Annotated in this window: 14 protein-coding genes; 11 read left to right on the plus strand and 3 right to left on the minus strand. The window is 71.1% G+C overall.

The genetic code is table 11. The annotated features are described in order from the left end of the window. Window positions 1-204 precede the first annotated feature (204 nt). Together ACFWBN_RS09210 and ACFWBN_RS09215 are read right to left on the minus strand one after the other, a co-directional pair. Window positions 205-1,155, minus strand: coding sequence for a LysR family transcriptional regulator (locus tag ACFWBN_RS09210; RefSeq protein ID WP_385172956.1), 951 nt, complete (start codon window positions 1,153-1,155; stop codon window positions 205-207). Window positions 1,156-1,157: 2 nt separating this feature from the next. Beyond that, window positions 1,158-2,909 (minus strand): ABC transporter substrate-binding protein, encoded by a 1,752-nt coding sequence (locus tag ACFWBN_RS09215; RefSeq protein WP_385172959.1) that lies wholly within the window; start codon window positions 2,907-2,909, stop codon window positions 1,158-1,160. A gap of 199 nt (window positions 2,910-3,108) precedes the next feature. Here ACFWBN_RS09215 and ACFWBN_RS09220 point away from each other — a divergent pair, with 199 nt between their 5' ends. From ACFWBN_RS09220 to ACFWBN_RS09235, 4 genes are all read left to right on the plus strand, one after another. Beyond that, window positions 3,109-4,380, plus strand: a complete 1,272-nt coding sequence (locus tag ACFWBN_RS09220) for an alpha/beta fold hydrolase (RefSeq protein ID WP_385172961.1) — start codon at window positions 3,109-3,111, stop codon at window positions 4,378-4,380. 57 nt (window positions 4,381-4,437) lie between these two features. Beyond that, window positions 4,438-5,544, plus strand: a complete 1,107-nt coding sequence (locus tag ACFWBN_RS09225) for a M6 family metalloprotease domain-containing protein (protein ID WP_385172964.1) — start codon at window positions 4,438-4,440, stop codon at window positions 5,542-5,544. Window positions 5,545-5,681: 137 nt separating this feature from the next. Continuing rightward, on the plus strand, window positions 5,682-6,023 hold the full coding sequence (locus ACFWBN_RS09230) for a bifunctional 3-phenylpropionate/cinnamic acid dioxygenase ferredoxin subunit (protein WP_385172967.1): 342 nt from the start codon (window positions 5,682-5,684) through the stop codon (window positions 6,021-6,023). Window positions 6,024-6,071: 48 nt separating this feature from the next. Next, window positions 6,072-7,211 (plus strand): aromatic ring-hydroxylating dioxygenase subunit alpha, encoded by a 1,140-nt coding sequence (locus ACFWBN_RS09235; RefSeq protein ID WP_385172970.1) that lies wholly within the window; start codon window positions 6,072-6,074, stop codon window positions 7,209-7,211. Between the two features lie 41 nt (window positions 7,212-7,252). On the opposite strand, the gene ACFWBN_RS09240 is transcribed toward ACFWBN_RS09235, so the two are convergent. Then, window positions 7,253-8,050 (minus strand): IclR family transcriptional regulator, encoded by a 798-nt coding sequence (locus ACFWBN_RS09240; RefSeq protein WP_385172973.1) that lies wholly within the window; start codon window positions 8,048-8,050, stop codon window positions 7,253-7,255. 169 nt (window positions 8,051-8,219) lie between these two features. On the opposite strand from ACFWBN_RS09240, the gene betA reads away from it, so the two are divergent. From betA to ACFWBN_RS09275, 7 genes are all read left to right on the plus strand, one after another. Further along, the gene (gene betA / locus ACFWBN_RS09245) at window positions 8,220-9,899 is read left to right on the plus strand and encodes a choline dehydrogenase (protein ID WP_385172977.1); all 1,680 of its coding nucleotides are present in this window, start codon (window positions 8,220-8,222) and stop codon (window positions 9,897-9,899) included. 101 nt (window positions 9,900-10,000) lie between these two features. Continuing rightward, complete coding sequence (locus tag ACFWBN_RS09250; RefSeq protein ID WP_385172980.1) at window positions 10,001-11,470, plus strand: aldehyde dehydrogenase family protein; 1,470 nt, start codon at window positions 10,001-10,003, stop codon at window positions 11,468-11,470. Window positions 11,471-11,546: 76 nt separating this feature from the next. Continuing rightward, complete coding sequence (locus tag ACFWBN_RS09255; protein WP_385173102.1) at window positions 11,547-12,608, plus strand: glycine betaine/L-proline ABC transporter ATP-binding protein; 1,062 nt, start codon at window positions 11,547-11,549, stop codon at window positions 12,606-12,608. After that, window positions 12,608-14,632, plus strand: coding sequence for an ABC transporter permease (locus tag ACFWBN_RS09260; RefSeq protein WP_385172983.1), 2,025 nt, complete (start codon window positions 12,608-12,610; stop codon window positions 14,630-14,632). The genes ACFWBN_RS09255 and ACFWBN_RS09260 overlap by 1 nt, the downstream gene beginning before the upstream one ends. A gap of 22 nt (window positions 14,633-14,654) precedes the next feature. Continuing rightward, entirely contained in the window at window positions 14,655-15,671 is a 1,017-nt protein-coding gene (locus ACFWBN_RS09265) for an ABC transporter substrate-binding protein (protein ID WP_385172986.1), read from the plus strand. 207 nt (window positions 15,672-15,878) lie between these two features. Next, complete coding sequence (locus ACFWBN_RS09270; RefSeq protein ID WP_385172989.1) at window positions 15,879-18,353, plus strand: FAD-dependent oxidoreductase; 2,475 nt, start codon at window positions 15,879-15,881, stop codon at window positions 18,351-18,353. Beyond that, window positions 18,350-19,582 carry a sarcosine oxidase subunit beta family protein gene (locus tag ACFWBN_RS09275; protein WP_385172992.1) on the plus strand — a complete coding sequence of 411 codons (1,233 nt, stop codon included), beginning with the start codon at window positions 18,350-18,352 and terminating at the stop codon, window positions 19,580-19,582. Before ACFWBN_RS09270 ends, ACFWBN_RS09275 begins: the two co-directional genes overlap by 4 nt.

Consider the following 19,582-nt stretch of genomic DNA (forward strand, 5'->3'; position numbering starts at 1 on the left):
AATCCCGGGGCCCTGCGCTGCCGCCTCGCGGCGAGGCAGCGGCCGATACCGTTGCCGTGGTGCACCGCCGCCCGCAGATGGCTCACCCTGCTGCTGCCTCCGGTGCCCGGGCCGCCGCCTATCTGCCGCTCCGCCGTTCTTCCGTTCCAACGGAGCGATCACCCGCGGCCCGGCTTCGTCCCGCCGACGCCACCACGCCGAGTGCTAACCCTGCCCCCTTCCCGCGCGCCAGCGGGTGTACACCGGGCTGAGCGCGCTCGTGGTCAGGTAGCCGTCGGTGACACGGCGGAGGACCTCGGGAGCATGGGCATCGAGGGGGGTGTCGTGGCGCCAGGCCAGGACGTGGCGGTACCACAGGGGGTTGCCGGTCAGGGGGCGGACCGTGGTGCCCGGGGCTTCGATGAAGTTGGCCTGGCAGAGGCTGACGGCCAGGCCGGCGCGGACGAGCTCGATCAGCTGGCGGCCGTCGGCCTCGTACGGGGTGTACGGGCGGCGGCCGGTCAGGGCGCAGACGGAGGACCAGTACTCGGGGGTCCGGTCGCTGTCGGGACGGGGGACGGCCCAGTCCTCGTCCAGGAGGTCGGACAGTGAAACCTCGTCCCGGAGGGCGAGAGGGTGGGCGTCCGGGAGGAGTGCGAAGACCGGCTCGGTGGCCACGGGGTGGAGTGCGATGCCCTCACGCGACGGCAGCTCCTGGTCCGGGTGGTCGCCGAGTACCGCCGCTTCCAGCCGGCCCGCCACGAGGTCGTCGAGCAGGGGGACCGGGGCGTACTCGCAGCGCGTCGTCACCTCGGCCGCGGGAAGCACGGACTTGACCGCCAGGACCAGGTGGCCGAGGAGTGGCGCGCCGACCGAGCCGATGCGGATCTGGTCGGCGGCACGCAGCCGGCGGGTGGCCCGGCCGGTGTCGGCCAGGAGCCCGTCGATGCCCGGGAGGATCGCGCGGGCCCGGCCCAGGACCAGTTCGCCGAAGGGAGTGGGGACCGTGCCCGTCTGCCGACGGTCGAACAGGGTCCCGCCCAGCAGGGTCTCGATGCGGCGCAGTTGGGCGCTGAGCCCCGGTTGGGTCAGGCCCAGCGCCGAGGCGGCACGGGTGAGACTGCCCGCCTCGGCGATCGCGCACACCACCCGTAGATGCCGTACCTCCAGATCCATCGTCAGCTGCCGTTGCCGCTGCTCGCCGGGTTCTTCAGGCCGATCGTCGCGTAGTCGATCTGCCCGCCGAACGACATGTGACCGAAGGCGCCCGCGATGTTCGTGCCGAGGAGCAGCGGCATGCGCTCGATGACGGCCGGGACCGTCGGGGCCTTGGCGAGGATCTGGCCGTCCAGCTCCTGCCAGGCGGCGTTCGCCTGCTGGACGTCGGTCATGGCGGCGATCCGGTCCATGCTCTCCATGGTCGCCGCGTCGCGGAAGAGCGAGTGGTTGCCGGAGTTCCCCTTCTCCTTGATGGAGCGGCCGTCGAAGACGAAGGGCAGGAAGGTCGAGCCCGAGGGGTAGTCCGGGCACCAGCCGGTGTAGACGAGGTCGGTGCGGCTCTTGGTGTCCCCGATGGTGTCGTAGAAGGCGGACGGGTCGACGGTCTCGATGGTGACCTTGATCCCTGCGCGGCCGAGGGACTGCTGTACCGCCTCCGCGATCCCCTTGTCGCCGGTCGGGACCGTGATGGTCGTTGCGAAGCCGTCCGGCTTTCCGGCCTCCCGGAGGAACTCCTTCGCCTTGCCCACGTCGCCGGTAGCGGGAATCCCGAGGGTGTCGGGCTGCTTGCCGCCGAAGAGCGGGGCGGGCATGAGGGCCGTGGCCACGTCGCCCAGTGCGGGGCCGCCGGCGGCGGTCAGGACGGCCTCGCGGTCGAGTGCGTACTGGACGGCCCGGCGCAGCCTGATGTCGTCGAAGGGCGGTCGGCCGGTGTGCATCTGCACCATGTCCGTGCAGTTGGAGGATTCGGCCAGCAGCCGTGCCTTGACCTCGGCCTTGGTGAGGACCTTGGGGGTGCTCTCGGGGCGCAGCTTGCCCCAGGCGACGGCGGAGGCGTCGGCGCCGGCACTGGCGATCAGCCGGTCGTCGATCTGATTGGCCCGCAGGCCCATCGTCACGACCACCTTGTCGGGGTAGGCCTTGCGCACGGGGTCCGTGGCCGGGTCCCAGTGGGGGTTGCGGACCAGGACGAGCAGCTTGTCGCGGTCGTACGTCTCGATCTTGTACGGGCCCGAGGAGAAGGGGCGGCTGTCGTACTGGGGGCCCTTCTCCTGGGACTTGGGGACCGGGGCGAAGGTGGGCAGCACCGTCGCGTAAGGGAACTCCGCGAAGGGCTTGCGCAGTTCGAAGACGATCGTGCGGTCGTCGGGCGTCTTGACGGAATCGAGCTGCCTGCCCTCGGCCGGGCCGCGGTAGCCCTCGGCGCCGGCGAGGTAGCGGGCCGCGTAGTCGGGGCCGCCGGGCAGGTCGGGGGAGAAGGAACGCTCCACGTTGTACTTGACGTCCTGGGCGGTGATGGGCGATCCGTCCTCGTACTTCAGGCCCTCCTTGAGTCTGAAGGTCCAGGTCCGGGCTCCGTTGGACGGGGTGCCGAGGTCCTCGGCGAGATCGGGGGACAGTACGCCGCCTGCTGTGCCGGGCTCGGCCTTGTACGTCACGAGGGTGCGGTAGAGCAGGCGGGTGGCGAAGTCCATGTCGCCGATGACCCAGTTGCGGGCCGGGTCGAGGTGGCTGAAGTCCTGGTTGGACAGGACGGTCAGGGTGCCGCCCTTCTGAGGCGTACCGCCTATCACCCTGCCCGTGTTCGCGGTTGCGGGGTTGCTGCGGTCGCCGTCGCCGTCGGCCTTCTTGTGGCCGGAACAGCCGGCGATGCCCAAGGCGAGGGTCGCCGCCAGCGCGGCGGCGAAGGCGGTGCGGGTGCGTGGGTCCATGAGGGGTCCTTCCCGGAGCGGTGTCCGCACCATAGTTATGTGACATTGCACTGACAAGATCCCGGGCAGTGGTCGGCTCGCCCCAACATGGCGTTATGGCCATGCGGGAGCTCCCCGGCGCAGGGGTGCCGGACCATGCTGATCCGGCACCCGCCGACCCTCGCCCTACGGCCGTCCCCTCCAGCCGGGAAAGGGATTCATGAACCCCGCCTACGCCACCGTCGACCACGTCTTCAGCGTCCCCCTCGACCACCGGGCCACAGGCGGTCCGTCCATCGAGGTCTTCGCTCGCGAGGTCGCCGATCCGTCCCGCAGCGGCGAACAACTGCCCTGGCTGCTCTACCTGCAGGGCGGCCCGGGCGGCAAATCCCCTCGCCCTTCGGCCGGTTCGCCCGGCTGGCTGCTCCACGCGCTGAAGACCCACCGCGTGCTCCTCCTCGACCAGCGCGGCACTGGCCGCTCCACCCCGGTCACCGCGCGCTCCGCCGCCCGCTTCGCCTCACCGGACCGACTCGCCGCCCACCTCGCCCACTTCCGCGCCGACGCGATCGTGGCCGACGCCGAGCTGATCCGCCGCAGACTGTGCGGCGAGGACACTCCCTGGGAGACGCTGGGGCAGAGCTACGGCGGCTTCATCACCCTCACCTACCTCTCCCGAGCCCCCGAGGGCCTGCGCGCGTGCTACGTGACCGGCGGGCTGCCGGGTCTCACCGCCACCGCCGACGAGGTGTACGCCCGTACCTACCCGCGCGTCCGCGAGCGCGTCCTCGACTTCTACGCCCGCTACCCGGACGACGCCCCCCGCCTCCGCAAGATCGCCGACCTCCTCGCGGCCGGCGTCGTCACCCTGCCCGACGGGGACCGCCTCACCTCGCGCCGCGCGCGCACCCTGGGTCTGGTCCTCGGCATGGGCGACGGCTTCGAGCGGTTCCACTGGTTGCTGGACGAAGCCCTGGGCCCGGACGGAGAGTTGACCGACACCTTCCGCCACCAGGTGATGGCCCTGACCGGTTTCACCGACAACCCGCTGTTCGCCGTGATGCAGGAGACCCTGTACGGCGGCCAGGGCGCGGGGCCGACCGGCTGGGCCGCCTCCCGCGCCCTGGCGGAATTCCCCGAGTTCGCGGAGGACGCCGACCCCCTGCTGCCCACCGGAGAGATGATCTACCCCTGGATGTTCCGGGAGATCGCGTCCCTGCGCCCCTTCGCGGAGGCCGCCGACCTCCTGGCCCACCGCACCGACTGGCCCCCGCTCTACGACCCCCACCGCCTCGCCGCCAACGAAGTCCCCCTCGCGGCGGCCGTCTACCACGACGACATGTACGTGGACGCGGGCCTCTCCCTGCGCACGGCGCGCGAGATCGGCGCGACGCGCGTGTGGGTCACCAACGAGTGGGAGCACGACGGCGTCACCGCCTCCGGCGGCCGCGTCCTGTCCCGCCTGATGGACCTGGCCGCAGGCCGCGCGTAGCCCCGCACCACCCGACTGACCGCGTAGCCCTTCACTCGACTGACGACGGGAGTCCCCATGCCCACCCCGCCCCACCGCCCGCGCCTCGCCGTCGCCGCGGCCGCCGCCGCCGTCGTCTCCTGCCTGGCGTCCCCGGCCACGGCCGCCGCGGCCGAGGGCCGTGCCCCGGCCTCCGACTGTGCGTTCCCCGGCAGGACCGGATGGACCGACGAGGGTCACGACACCGACCGCACCCTCTTCCAGCCGTCCACCGGCACTCGCCGCGTGCTGACGCTCTTCGTGGACTTCCCCGACGCGCCGGCCACCGACTCCACGCAGCCCTACGCGGCCCAACTCGCACCCGCCGCAGACTGGTTGGAGACGGCCGCATACGGCCGGATCCACCTCGACGTGACCGTGCTGCACCGCTGGATCCGCATGCCGGCGACCTCCGACTCGTACGGGTTCGCACGCGGCCTGACCTTCGAGGCCCACGAGAAGTACGTACGGGACGCGATCGCGGCCGCCGACCCCCAAGCGGACTTCTCCCGCTACGACATGGTCTACGTCGTCCCCACCAGGGCCGCGACGGCCATCTCCTTCTCCCCGACCTACATCCACGACCCCGCCACCCCGGGCGTGACCGCCGACGGCACCCGGCTGAAGTGGGCCGTGACCTTCGGCCAGGACATGTGGCGCTGGGGCTTCAAGGTCGCCGCCCACGAGACCGGCCACACCTTCGGCCTGCCGGACCTGTACGCCTTCACCGGTGCGACCCACCGTTACGTCGGAGGCTGGGACGTCATGGGCAACATCGCCGGACACGCCCCGCAGTTCCTCGGCTGGCACTCCTGGAAGCTCGGCTGGATCCGCGACCGCCAGGTCGCCTGCCTCGCGGGAGCGGGACGCCGCACGGTGGCGCTGACCCCGGTGGAACGCCCCGGCGGCACGAAGATCGCCGTAGTGCGGACCGGCGAGACCACGGCCTACGTCGCAGAGTCCCGCCAGGGCCAGGGCGTCCTCGTCTACAAGGTCGACTCGGCCGTGCAGACCGGCGAAGGGCCCGTCCGTGTCATGAACGACCATGTGGCGTACGCGCCTGGCGAGACCTTCACCGACCCGGACGCGGGGGTCCGGATCGACGTCCTGCCGGGGAATGCGGTGCGGATCGCGCGTGCGCGGTGAACGCGGACCACACCTCGCTTGAGGCCGGTGATGAGGCCCTCCCGGTGTCGTGATTCCTTCCTTGACAAGGTAGTGGGCCGCCCTCAAACTGACGTTGCGTTCACCGCAATTCGTTTCGCTATACGCACCGGAGTGTCATGATGATTCCCGCGTGCCGACTCGCCGACATCCCGCGAGGCGAGGCCTGCCGGCTCGAGTTCGATCCCCCGATCGCGGTGTTCCATACCGAGGATGGCGAGGTCTACGCCATCGACGACACGTGCACCCACCAGGACGCTTCGCTGTCCGACGGCTGGCTGGAGGGGTGCGAGGTCGAATGCCCCCTGCACGCCTCGAGGTTCGACCTGCGCACGGGCAGCGTCGACTCTCCGCCGGCCAAGCGCCCGGTCCGGACCCACCAGGTCCACGTCGAGGACGGCATGGTCTACGTCGTGCTGTCGGACGCGGCGCCGAACCTGCGCCCCCGCACGGCCGGTTGATCCACCAGCGCGAGAGTCCCGGACCACGACCTTCCGCGAGGAGTGCACGTGACAACGACCGGCCTGCCGGAGAGCCTGATCGCCACTCTCCCCGGTGACCACTACACCGCCCCCGAGATCTTCCGGCTGGAGCAGGAGCGCATCTTCGAGACGATGTGGTTCTGCGTGGGACGCTCGTCCGAGCTGGCCGAGCCGGGCGCCTTCCGGACCGTGGACGTCGGCCGCGAGAGCATCCTGGTGACCCGCTCCCGCGACCGCGCGATCCGCGCCTTCTTCAACGTGTGCCGGCACCGGGGCGCGAAGCTGTGCACGGAGGAGGCCGGGGCGGTCAAGCGGGCGTTCCAATGCCCGTACCACGCCTGGACGTACGACCTCGACGGCAAGCTGCTCGCCGCACCGAACCTCACCAGCATGCCGGACGTCGGCCGGACCGAGTACGGGCTGGCGCACGTGCCCGTACGCGAGTGGCTCGGCTACATCTGGGTCTGCCTCGCGGACGACCCGCCCTCCTTCGAGGAGGAGGTCATGGGCGCGGCCGCGCTGCGGCTCGGCGACGCGGCCGCGGTCGAGCGGTACGCCGTCGCCGACCTGGAGGTCGGACGGCGCATCGTCTACGACGTCAGGGCGAACTGGAAGCTCATCATCGAGAACTTCATGGAGTGCTACCACTGCGCCACGATCCACCCCGAACTCACCGAGGTGCTCCCGGGGTTCGCGGACGGCTACGCGGCGCAGTACTACGTCGGACACGGCGCCGCGTTCGGCGAGGGCATCCAGGGGTTCACCGTCGACGGCTCCGAGGGGCTCGACCGCATCCCCACGGTCTCACCGGACCAGGACCGCAAGTACTACGCGATCACCGTGCGGCCGCAGGTCTTCATCAACCTGGTGCCGGACCACGTCATCCTCCACCGGATGTACCCGGCCGCGGCCGACCGCACGGTCGTCGTGTGCGACTGGCTGTACCTCAAGGACGTGGTGGAGAGCGGCAAGGACATCAGCCGCTCCGTCGAGCTCTTCGACCGGGTCAACCGCCAGGACTTCGACGCCTGCGAGCGCTGCCAGCCCGCCATGAGCTCCCGCATGTACGCCAAGGGCGGTGTACTGGTCCCCAGTGAGCACCACATCGGGGCGTTCCACGACTGGGTGCGGGCCCGGCTGGGCACCGGGCCGGGGCAGCCCCGGTAGCCGTGCGCCGTCTCGGGGAGCGGGGATCCCCTGGTGGCGGCTCAGCCCAGGTGGCCCATGCGGTGGCTGATCTCCTGCGCGCCCGTCACCAGCAGCGGGGCCAGTTCCCGCATGCGCTCCTCGGTGAAGCGGTAACCCGGCCCCGATGCGCTGATCGCGGCCATGACCACACCGTCCCGGTCGCGGATCGGGGCGGCCATGGCGTGGAGGCCGATCTCGTACTCCTCGAACGTCATGGCGTATCCGCGCTCCAGCGCTTCGGCGAGGTTCTTCTCGAGCTTCGTCCTGGCGGTCAGGGTGCTCGGCGTGTACTTCTTCAGGCCGGCCTCGGCCAGCAGCTGCACGCGTTGCTTCGCCGGAAGATGGGCGAGGAGCACCTTGCCGCTGGACGTGGCGTGCAAGGGGGTGAGCTGCCCGACCCAGTTGTGCGCCGTCACCGCGCCCGGACCGCGCACCTGGCAGAGGTTGATCGCGTACCGCTCCTCCAGGATGGCGATGTTGACGGTCTCGCCGAGCTCCTCGGCGAGCCGCTCGCAGACGGGGCGGCCCTCCTGGGTGATGTCGATGCGCCCCGTGACCGCGCCGGCCAGGCGCACGATTCCGAAGCCGAGGCGGTACTTGCCCCGCTCGGTGGCCTGTTCGACGAGACCGCGCGCCTCCAGCGCGCCGAGCAGCCGGAACGCCGTCGACTTGTGGACGTCGATCTCCGCCGCCACTTCGCTGACGCCCGCCTCGCCCCGCTGCGCGAGGATCTCCAGCACGGTGACGGCGCGGTCGACGGACTGCACCCCGCCCGCCGGGGCCCCTGCCGTTTCGGTGGCTGCCTCGTAGTTGCTCATGACGAAACTATACGCGCCGTCACCAACAACCGGCCGGGAGGCCGAACGCGCCTGAAGTTGCGAGGAACGCAACCTGGTGCGCATCACGGCACCCGTACTAGCATGCGCCGCGTATCGACGGCCGGGGGCAGCCCCCGGCCGGAGACGACGGGGGAGGGACAACACAGCGATGGTGCCCCAGAGTTACGACTTCGTCATCGTCGGCGGCGGCTCGGCCGGCAGCGCCCTGGCCAACCGGCTCTCCGCGGACCCCGGCAACCGCGTCCTGGTCCTGGAGGCCGGCCGGCCCGACTACCCGTGGGACGTCTTCATCCACATGCCCGCGGCGCTGACGTTCCCCATCGGCAGCCGCTTCTACGACTGGAAGTACGAGTCCGAGCCCGAGCCCCACATGAACGGGCGGCGCATCTACCACGCCCGCGGCAAGGTGCTGGGCGGGTCCAGCAGCATCAACGGAATGATCTTCCAGCGCGGCAATCCGCTGGACTACGAGCGCTGGGGCGCCGACCCCGGCATGGAGACCTGGGACTACGCCCACTGCCTCCCGTACTTCAACCGGATGGAGAACTGTCTGGCCGCGGATCCCGAGGACGAGTTCCGCGGCCGCTCGGGGCCCCTCGTCCTGGAGCGCGGCCCGGCGTCGAGCCCCCTCTTCCCGGCCTTCATGGAAGCCGTCGGGGAAGCGGGCCACCCGCTGACCGACGACGTCAACGGCTACCGGCAGGAGGGCTTCGCGGCCTTCGACCGCACCATCCACCGCGGGCGGCGGCTCTCCGCCGCCCGGGCCTACCTGCACCCGGCCATGAAGCGACCCAACCTCGACGTGCGGACCAGGTGCTTCGTCACCCGGATCCTCTTCGAGGGCAAGCGCGCCGTCGGCGTCGAATACCGCCGCGGCCGCGGCGCGCCCCGGCAGGTGCGGGCCCGCGAGGTGATCCTGTGCGGCGGCGCGATCAACTCCCCGCAGCTGCTCCAGCTGTCGGGCGTCGGCAACGCCGACGAGCTGCGGGCCCTCGGTGTCGACGTCGTCCACGATCTGCCCGGCGTGGGGGAGAACCTCCAGGACCACCTGGAGGTGTACGTCCAGTACGCCTGCAAGCAGCCGGTCTCGATGCAGCCCTACCTCAAGTGGCGCCACCGCCCCTGGATCGGCCTCCAGTGGCTGCTGCGCAGGGGCCCGGGTGCCACCAACCACTTCGAGGCCGGCGGGTTCGTGCGGAGCAACGAGGAGGTCGCGTACCCCAACCTGATGTTCCACTTCCTGCCGATCGCCGTCCGCTACGACGGCTCCGCGCCGGCCGGCGGGCACGGCTACCAGGTCCATGTCGGCCCCATGTACTCGGACTCCGCCGGCTCGGTGAAGATCAAGAGCAAGGACCCCCGGGAGCACCCGGCCCTGCGGTTCAACTACCTCTCCACCGAGCAGGACCGCCGCGAGTGGGTCGAGGCGGTCCGCACCGCCCGAGACATCCTCGGCCGGCCCGCACTGGCCGCGTACAACGACGGCGAGATCTCGCCCGGACCGGCCGTCGAGACCGACGAGCAGATCCTCGAATGGGTGGCCAGGGAAGGCGAGACCGCCCTGCACCCGTCCTGCACCTGCAAGATGGGCACCGACGCGATGGCGGTCACCGACCCGGCGAGCCTGCGCGTGCACGGTCTGGAGGGCCTGCGCGTCGTGGACGCATCGGTCATGCCCTACGTGACCAACGGCAACATCTACGCTCCCGTCATGATGGTGGCCGAGAAGGCCGCCGATCTCATCCTGGGCAACGAGCCGCTGCCGCCGTCCAAGGCCGAGTTCTACCGGCACCACCGCCTCCGCGGCGAGGGCCTCCGGCCCTCTTGACGTACGGGACCCCGTGGGCGATCGTGTCGTTCCATTCCGAGCAATACGATGCGCAATACGCAACGCACAGACCGGTGTTACCCCTAAGAAGGGCTCCGCGCGTGGCAGATCTGTACGTCGGTGGCACATGGCGCGAAGCGGTGGCGGGCGGCCGTCGGGAGATCATCTGCCCTGCCGACGGCAACCCGGTCCGGACCGTCTCCGAGGGGACGCGGGCCGACACCGAAGCGGCGATCGCCGCGGCGCGCCGCGCCTTCGACGAGGGCCCGTGGCCGCGCACGCCCGAGCGGGAGCGCGGGGCGCTGCTGCTGCGCACCGCCGACGTGATGGAGCGCGACGCCAAGGAATTCGCCCGCGCGGAATCCCTGGACACGGGCAAGCGCCTGGTGGAGAGCGCCTACGACATCGCCGATGTCGTGGCCTGCTTCCGGTACTTCGCCGGGATCGCCGGTACCAGCGCCGGCCGGGTGGTCGACACCGGCCGCGAAGACGCCATCAGCCGGGTCGTCTACGAGCCGGTCGGGGTGTGCGGGCTCATCACACCGTGGAACTATCCGCTGCTCCAAGCGGCGTGGAAGGTCGCGCCCGCACTCGTCGCCGGCAACACCCTGGTCCTCAAGCCCAGCGAGCTGACCCCGTCGACCTCCATCCTGCTGATGCGCGCGCTGGAGGAGGCCGGACTGCCCGCCGGGGTGGCCAACCTCGTGCTCGGAGCGGGGGCGGAGACGGGCGCGCCGCTGGCGGAGCACGCCGGCGTGGACATGGTCTCGTTCACCGGCGGCCTGGAGACGGGCAAGCGGGTGATGGCGGCGGCCGCGGCCACCGTGAAGAAGGTCGCGCTGGAACTGGGCGGCAAGAACCCCAACGTGGTCTTCGCCGACGCCGATGTCGAAGCGGCCGTGGACTTCGCCCTCACCGCGGTCTTCCTGCACTCCGGGCAGGTCTGCTCGGCCGGTGCCCGCCTGATCGTCGAGGACCCGCTGCACGACGCCTTCGTCGACGAGGTGGTGCGCCGCGCCCGCGCCATCCGGCTCGGCGGCCCCTTCGACCCCGACGCCGAAACCGGCCCGCTGATCTCCGCCGGGCACCGGGCCAAGGTCGAGGAGTACGTGGCTGCGGGCCTTGCGCAGGGCGCCGTACTGCGCTGCGGCGGCGGCCGCCCCGACGACCCCGCGCTCGCCGCAGGCTCCTACTACCTGCCGACCGTGCTCGACGGATGCCGCCAGGACATGAGCGTCGTACGTGAGGAATCCTTCGGACCGGTGCTCACCGTCGAGCGGTTCTCGGGCGAGGACGAAGCCGTACGGATCGCCAACGACACGGAGTACGGACTCGCCGGGGCGGTGTGGACGCAGGACGCGGGCAAGGCGCAGCGGGTGGCCCGGCGGCTGCGGCACGGCACGGTCTGGATCAACGACTACCACCCGTACGTCCCCCAGGCGGAGTGGGGCGGCTTCGGGCATTCGGGCGTCGGCCGCGAGCTCGGCCCCACCGGCCTGGACGAGTACCGCGAACCCAAGCACATCTGGCAGAACATCCGACCCCGGGCGCAGCACTGGTTCCGCGGCTGACCCGGTGCCGCCGCCGACGACGAGTACGGCCGGGCCATCCGAAGAGAGGTCGACAGTGACCGCAACGAAGACTCAACTGCCGTCGCAGCGGGGGGCGCCGGAGGACGGGACCCCCGTGATCTCCGTCCGCGGACTGTGGAAGGTGTTCGGACCCAAGGCCGCGCGGGTGCCTGATGCGCCCGAGCTGTGCGCACTGTCGCGCCGGGAACTCATGGAGCGCACCGGTTGCACCGCCGCCGTGCGGGACGTCGGCTTCGACGTGTCGCCCGGCGAGGTCTTCGTGGTCATGGGCCTGTCCGGATCCGGGAAGTCGACCCTGGTGCGATGTCTGACCCGGCTGATCGAGCCGACGGCGGGCGAAGTGCTCTTCGAGGGCGAGGACATCCGGGGCGCGGATCCCAGGAGGCTGCGCGAGCTGCGGCGGCGCAAGTTCGGCAACGTCTTCCAGCACTTCGGGCTGCTGCCGCACCGCCGGGTCCTGGACAACGTCGCCTACGGCCTGGAGATCCGCGGCATGGGCAGGGCCGAGCGCGCCCGGCGCGCCGGGGAGGTCGTCGAACTGGTCGGCCTCGCCGGGTACGAGCACTCCTACCCCGACGAGCTCTCCGGCGGCATGCAGCAGCGGGTCGGGCTCGCCCGCGCCCTCGCCGGCGACCCGGACGTCCTCTTCTTCGACGAGCCGTTCTCCGCGCTCGACCCGCTGATCCGCCGGGACATGCAGAACGAGGTGGTCCGGCTGCACCGCGAGGTCGGCAAGACGATGGTGTTCGTCACCCACGACCTGTCCGAGGCGCTGAAGCTCGGCGACCGCATCCTCATCATGCGCGACGGCCGGACGGTCCAGTGCGGCACCGGCGACGAGCTGGTCGGCGCGCCCGCCGACGACTACGTCAGGGACTTCGTCGCGGACGTGCCGCGCTCGCAGGTGCTCACCCTGCGGTGGATCATGCGCCCCGCCCGCCCGGACGACCCGCTCGACGGTCCGGAGTTCGCCGCGGACACCGTCGTCCGCGAAGCGGTGCGCGCCGTGCTCGCGGCGGACAAGCCGGCGAAGGTCGTCGAGAACGGGCGGCTGCTGGGCGTCGTCGGCGACGAGGAGATCCTCGCGGTCGTCGCCGGCCCGCAGGGCGGTGCCTAGTGGCCGTCGCAGTGGCGCAGGCGCCGGCGCGGCGGGCGCCTGCACGGGGAGGCCGCGTCCTGGTCGCGGCTGCCGTCCTCGTCGGGTGGGCCGCTCTGTGGCTGGTCCTGCGCGGCAGCCACACGCTGCCCCTGGGTACGGCCGAACTGACCCCGCTCCACCGGGAGTTCAACGAGATCAACGACGCCGTCGGAGCCGGCCGCAACAGCAATCCGGTCTTCCTCTACGGCTTCAACGAGATCCGGCTGGTCATCGACAACCTGGTGGGGTTCCTCCAGGCGCTGCTCTCGCAGCCCTCCTTCGGCCGTCCGGTCCCCGTGGTCGGCTGGCTGGGCGTCGTCGCCCTCGCCGGCTACGCCTCGTGGGCGCTGGCGAACGTACGGGTGGCCGCTCTGGCCGTCGCCGGATTCGTCCTCTTCGGTCTGCAGGGCCTGTGGCGGGAGAGCATGGACACGCTCGCCCTGACCGTGGCGGCCGTCCTCGTCGCGCTGCTCATCGGCATCCCGCTCGGTGTCTGGGCCGGGCTGTCCGACCGGGTGCACCGCCTGGCGACCCCGGTGCTCGATTTCATGCAGACGATGCCGACGTTCGTCTATCTGGCCCCGCTGACGCTGTTCTTCCTCATCGGTCCGGCGTCCGCCACGATCGCCACACTGATCTTCGCGATGCCGCCCGCCGTACGCATCACCGCCCATGCGATCCGCTCGGTGCCCGCCGTCACGGTCGAGGCGGCCGAGTCGCTCGGTGCGACCCGGCGCCAAGCGCTCACCACCGTGCTGCTGCCGATGTCGAAGCGGACCATCGTGCTGGGGGTGAACCAGACCATCATGGCCGCGCTGTCCATGGTCACCATCGCCGCGCTGATCGACGCGCCCGGGCTGGGCAAGACGGTCGTCAAGGCGTTGGAGACACTCGACGTGGGCGTGGCCTTCAACGCCGGTCTCGCCATCGTCGTGATGGCCATCTTGCTCGACCGGGTGACCACCGCGGCGAGCGAGCGAAGCAAGATGGGGGTCCCCCCGGCCGAAGGCCGGGGGAGGGGGGAGCGCGGCCGACGGGTCGGCCGCTCGGCGCGGTGGCGCCGTCCCCTGCTCCTCGCGGGCGGCGTCGTTACCGCCGTGTGTGTATGGCTCTCCCACACCTACGTATGGGCGGCGCAGTTCCCCGGAGACACCGGCGTGGGCAGCGCGATCGCCCGCTCGGCGGACTCTGCCACCGCCTGGGCGCAGGGCAGCCTCACCGGTGTGACGAACGGTCTGCGCGAGGTGGTCACCACGCTGCTGCTCAACCCCTTCGAGGCGCTGCTGACCGGTTCCCCGTGGTGGCTGGTCGGCGTGGTGGTCGTGGCCTTCGCCGCGCTGCTGGGCGGCTTGCGGGCTGCGGCGACCGCGGGGGTGTGCGTGGCACTGATCGTCGGTACGGGCCTGTGGCGGGACAGTATGACGACGCTGGCCTCCAGCATGGTGGCGACGGTCATCGTGATGGCCCTCGGCGTCGTGGTGGGCGTGTGGATGGGGCGCAGCGCCCTGGCGGACCGGCTGATCCGCCCCGTGCTCGACGCGGGCCAGACCATGCCGGCCTTCGTCTATCTCGTGCCGTTCCTGGCGCTGTTCGGTGCGAGCCGGTTCACGGCGATCGTGGCGGCGATCGTCTACGCGGCCCCGGTGACGATCAAGATCATCGCGGACGGGGTGCGAGGGGTACCGCGGACCACGGTGGAGGCGGCGGTATCGGCCGGCTCCAGCGCCTGGCAGGTCATCACGAAGGTGCAGCTCCCGATGGCGCGCGGGGCCCTCGCCCTCGCGGCGAACCAGGGGCTGGTCTACGTCCTGTCGATGGTCGTCGTCGGCGGGCTGGTGGGGGCGGGCGCCCTCGGCTACGACGTCGTGGCGGGATTCTCCCAGGGGCAGTTGTACGGCAAGGGACTGGCGGCGGGCCTGGCCATCGTGCTGCTCGGTGTCATGTTCGACCGGATCACCCAGGCGGCGGCGCACCGGGCCGCACGAGCCCCCAGCGGGCACTGAGGCAGGAGAAGGGGCACGACACATGGCAGGAAACCTCAACACAGGACCGGTGCCGCTGCGGCGGCCCGCCCGGCTGGCGGCTCTGGCCGGCCTGTCGGCGCTCGCCCTCGCGCTCAGCGGATGCGACGGCGCGAAGGTCGGGGAGGCGGGTGCCGGACCCTCGGGCACAGGGGGCGGCGCCGGGAAGTGCGGCTCCTTCAACCTCGCCGTCAACCCGTGGGTCGGGTACGAGGCCAATGCGGCGGTCATCGCGTACGTCGCGAAGAAGGACCTCGGCTGCGAGGTGACCAAGAAGGACCTCAAGGAGGAGGTCGCCTGGCAGGGATTCGGCACGGGCGAGGTCGACGCGATCGTCGAGAACTGGGGCCACCCGGATCTGAAGAAGAAGTACATCGAGCAGCAGCAGACGGCCGTCGCCGCCGGTGAGACGGGCAACAAGGGGGTCATCGGCTGGTACGTCCCGCCGTGGATGGCGCAGAAGTACCCGGACATCACCCAGTGGCAGAACCTGAACAAGTACGCGGAGCAGCTCAGGACCTCCGAGTCCGGCGACAAGGGTCAGCTGCTGGACGGGGATCCGTCGTTCGTCACCAACGACGGCGCCCTGGTGAAGAACCTGAACCTCGACTACAAGGTGGTGTACTCGGGGAGTGAGGCCGCGCTCATCCAGGCGTTCCGCCAGGCCGAGGCCAAGAAGACTCCCGTGATCGGCTACTTCTACGAACCGCAGTGGCTCTTCTCGGAGTTGAAGCTCGTGAAGGTCCAGCTGCCGGAGTACAAGGCCGGCTGCGACGACGACCCGGAGAAGGTCGCCTGCGACTACCCCCTGTACGCGCTGGACAAGATCGTCAGCAAGAAGTTCGCCGATTCCGGCAGTCCCGCCTACCAGCTCGTGAAGAACTTCAGCTGGTCGAACGAGGACCAGAACCTCGTGGCGAAGTACATCGCGCAGGACAAGATGTCGCCGGAGGACGCAGCGAAGAAGTGGGTGGAGGGCAACCGCGCGAAGGTCGACGCCTGGCTCGGGAAGAAGGGCTGAGCCGGCCGCGTCCCCCAGCACCCCCACGTGCCCGGCGGGCTGTCTCGACAGCCCGCCGGGCACGGCTGTTTCCGCCTTTCCCCGCACGGGTGTTGGGGGAATTCGGGCCTCTTGACACCACCCGGGGCGACCGGCAGTGTGAGTTGCGCAACCTGCACCACGTTGCGCTGACGGCAACTCTACTTCTTGCGAACCGGAGGGGCGGCGATGGCGGGACCGCGCGTGGTCATCATCGGAGCGGGTGTCGTGGGCGCGGCACTGGCGGACGAACTGTCCTGCCGCGGCTGGACCGAGATCACCATCGTCGACCAGGGACCGCTCCCCGCCACCGGTGGATCCTCGTCCCACGCCCCGGGCCTGGTGTTCCAGGCGAATCCGTCGAAGACCATGACCGAACTCGCCCGCTACACCGTCGAGAAGCTCGCCGCCCTCGATGTCGACGGACAGCCGTGCTTCCTCCAGGTCGGGGGGCTCGAACTGGCCACCACACCGGAGCGCCTCACCGAGCTGGCGCGCCGCCATGGCTGGCTCACCTCCTGGGGCGTCGAGGCGCGGCTCGTCGGACCCGACGAATGCGTGGCACTGCACCCCCTGGTGAACCGTGAACGCGTACTCGGCGGACTGCTGGTCCCCACCGACGGCCTGGCCAAGGCGGTCCTCGCCGTGGAGGCGCAGATCCGCGCCGCCCGGGCACGGGGCGTCCGCGTACTGGACCGCCACGAGGTCCTGGACATCCGCACCCGGGCCGACGGGACCACCGGCGGTGACCGCGTCACCTCCGTGGTCACCGACCGGGGGGAGATCCCCGCCGACGTCGTCGTGTGCTGCGCCGGGATCTGGGGCCCCAAGGTCGCCCGCATGGTCGGCATGAGCCTGCCGCTGACCCCCCTCGCCCACCAGCTGGCATGGACCGGGCCCGTCCCCGCGCTCGCCGGACAGACAGCGGAAGCGGTCCGCCCCATCCTGCGCCACCAGGACGCCGACCTGTACTACCGCGACCACTTCGAGCGGCTCGGCATCGGCTCCTACGGTCACCGCCCCATGCCGGTCTCCGCCGACGACATCGCCCCGCCGGACTCCGCCGGGCAGATGCCCTCCGTCCTGCGCTTCACGGCGGACGACTTCGCCGACGCCTGGACCGAGACCCGGTCCCTGCTGCGCGCGACCCGCGACACCAAGATCGAGGAAGGCATCAACGGCCTGTTCTCCTTCACCACCGACGGGATGCCCCTGCTCGGCGAATCACCCGAGGTGAAGGGATTCTGGGTCGCCGAGGCCGTGTGGGTCACCCACTCCGCCGGCGTCGGCCGCGCCATGGCCGAATGGCTCGTCGACGGCCACTGCTCCTCCTTCGACCTGCACGAATGCGAGATCAACCGCTTCGAGCCGCACCAGCTCGCCCCCGCGTACGTACGCGCCCGCTCCTGCCGGAACTTCGTCGAGGTCTACGACATCCTCCACCCGCTCCAGCCGCCCGGTGCTCCGCGGCCCCTGCGCACCAGCCCCTTCCACGTCCGCCAGCGCGAACTCGGCGCCTTCTTCCTGGAGGCCTCCGGGTGGGAACGGCCCCAGTGGTACGCCGCGAACGAGCCGCTCCTGGACCGCTGGGACATCCCGACCCCCAACGACTGGGCCGCACGGATGTGGTCGCCGATCGTCGGCGCCGAGGCGCTGGCCACCCGTGAGAGCGTCGCCCTGTACGACATGACGGCCCTGAAACGGCTCGCGGTCGAAGGACCCGGAGCCGCGGCCTTCCTCCAGCGCCTGACCACCTCCGACATGGACAAGTCCGTCGGCTCGGTGACGTACACCCTGATGCTCGACGAAAACGGCACCATCCGCAGCGACATCACCGTGGCCCGGCTCGCCCGGCACCGCTTCCAGGTCGGAGCCAACGGCAACCTCGACCTCGACTGGTTCACCCGGCACCTCCCCGAGGACGGCTCCGTCGCCGTACGGGACATCACCGCGGGCACCTGCTGCATCGGCCTGTGGGGGCCCAAGGCACGCGAGGTGCTCCAGCCGCTGGCCGACGCCGACTTCTCCAACGAGGGCCTGCGCTACTTCCGGGCCCGGAGCGCCCACATCGGGGCCGTCCCCGTCACCGCCCTGCGCCTCAGCTACGTCGGCGAGCTCGGCTGGGAGCTGTACACGAGCGCCGATCTGGGGCTCAAGCTGTGGGACACCCTCTGGGAGGCCGCGCAGCCGTACGGCGGCATCGCGGCGGGCCGGGGCGCCTTCAACAGCCTGCGCCTGGAGAAGGGCTACCGCGCCTTCGGCACCGACATGACGTACGAACACGATCCGTACGAAGCCGGCGTCGGCTTCGCCGTGAAGAGGGAGAAGGGCGATTTCATCGGCCGCGCCGCCCTGGAGAGGCGCGCCGCCGACGTTCGGCGCCGCCTCACCTGCCTGACCATCGACGATCCGAGCGCCGTCGTCATGGGCAAGGAGCCCGTGTACGAGGGGGACCGGCCGGTCGGCTACGTCACGAGCGCCGCGTACGGGTACACGATCGGCAAGGGCATCGCCTACGCCTGGCTGCCCGTGGAGCTCTCCACGCCCGGCCGCGCCCTGGACATCGGCTATTTCGACCGGCGCATCGCGGCGGTCGTGGCCGAGGAGCCGCTCTTCGACCCGGCGATGCGGCGGCTGCGCGGCCTGTCGGGAGACGCCCGATGAGCCCCCGGCCCCCGGGCGCCGACCTGCCCGAGCACCCGGCATGGCTGTGGCGCACGCCCGAGCCCCGGCGCAGCTACGACGTGGTCATCGTCGGCGGTGGCGGCCACGGCCTGGCCACCGCCCACTACCTGGCCAAGAACCACGGCATCACCGACGTCGCCGTCCTCGAACGCAGCTGGCTCGCCGGCGGCAACATGGCCCGCAACACCACCATCATCCGCTCCAACTACCTCTGGGACGAGAGCGCCGGGATCTACGAGCACGCGCTCAAACTGTGGGAAGGGCTGGAGGAGGAGCTCGACTACCCCCTCCTGTTCTCCCAGCGCGGCGTGCTGAACCTGGCCCACACCCTCCAGGACGTCCGGGACGGCGTGCGCCGCGTCGAGGCCAACCGGCTGAACGGCATCGACGCCGAGTGGCTCGACCCCGCGCAGGTCAAGGAGGTCTGCCCGATCGTCGACACCTCACCGGACGTGCGCTACCCGGTCATGGGCGGCACCTACCAGCCGCGGGCGGGCATCGCCAAACACGACCACGTCGCCTGGGGCCTCGCCCGCGCGGCCGACGCCGCGGGCATCGACCTCATCCAGAACTGCGAGGTCACCGGCATCGACGTGCAGGACGGCCGGGTGACCGGCGTGCAGACCTCCCTCGGCCCGATCGCCGCCGGCCGCGTCGCCCTCTGCGCGGCCGGCCACTCCTCCGTACTGGCCGCGATGGCCGGCTTCGAGGTGCCCCTGCAGAGCCACCCCCTGCAAGCCCTGGTCTCCGAACTGCTGGAGCCGGTCCACCCCACCGTGGTGATGTCCAACGCGGTGCACGTGTACGTCAGCCAGGCCCACAAGGGCGAACTGGTCATGGGCGCCGGCATCGACGCCTACAACGCGTACACGCAGCGCGGCGCGTTCCACATCATCGAACGCCAGATGGCGGCCGCCCTCGAACTCTTCCCGGTCTTCGCCCGCGCGCACGTCCTGCGCACCTGGGGCGGGATCGTCGACGTCAGCCCCGACGCGTCACCGATCACCGGACTCACCCCCGTGGAGCACCTCTACCTCAACTGCGGCTGGGGCACCGGCGGCTTCAAGGCCACCCCCGGCGTCGGCTGGGCCTTCGCGCACACGATCGCCCACGACGCCCCCCACCCGCTCAACGCCCCCTTCACGCTCGAACGCTTCACCACCGGCGCGCTCGTCGACGAGCACGGCGCGGCCGCGGTGGCCCACTGA

This window comes from Streptomyces sp. NPDC059989 (assembly GCF_042736975.1).
GTDB lineage: Bacteria > Actinomycetota > Actinomycetes > Streptomycetales > Streptomycetaceae > Streptomyces.